We start from the raw sequence: 651 nt of genomic DNA on the forward strand, positions 1-651 counted from the left end.
TGAAGACGGCGTCGCTGCCTTCGTTGACGTCGCCGGCGTCGGAGACGCTCAAGGACGGCACATCCGCGCCCGAACCGTGGTCGTCAACGATGACGGCGCTGCCGGAGTCGGTGATGTTGCCCGGCAGGGCGATGCCGCTGGCCGAGCTGCCGGTCAGTGTGGCATCCAGCGTCAACTGTTCGCGGCCTTCAAACACCGAGTCGTCGGTGGTCGGGACGGTGACGACGATACCGCCGGTCGTGCCGGCCGGAACCGTGATGCTGTAGGAGCCATCGGCATTCGCGGTCACGACGGCAGGCTTGCCGCCGATCATGACGGTGGGCGTGCCCACGTCGCCCGCTTCGATCTGACCGCCCAGCGTGAACGTCAGCGTGGTGTCGGCGTCGACGGGCTTGGACAGTGCGACGTTGAAGACGGCGTCGCTGCCTTCGTTGACGTCGCCGGCGTCGGAGACGCTCAAGGACGGCACATCCGCGCCCGAACCGTGGTCGTCAACGATGACGGCGCTGCCGGAGTCGGTGATGTTGCCAGGCAGCGCGATGCCGCTGGCCGAGCTGCCGGTCAGCGTGGCGTCCAGGGTCAGTTGTTCACGGCCTTCAAACACCGAATCATCGGTGGTTGGGACGGTGACAACGATGCCGCCGGTCGTGC

At 67.1% G+C, this 651-nt stretch carries 1 protein-coding gene; it reads right to left on the minus strand.

Translation table 11 applies throughout. The features are described 5' to 3' along the window. Window positions 1-651: hypothetical protein (locus MHZ91_RS28200; RefSeq protein ID WP_239216591.1), on the minus strand; the 651-nt coding region annotated here is incomplete at both ends.

Source organism: Achromobacter sp. ACRQX, assembly GCF_022346505.1.
GTDB lineage: Bacteria > Pseudomonadota > Gammaproteobacteria > Burkholderiales > Burkholderiaceae_B > Achromobacter > Achromobacter animicus.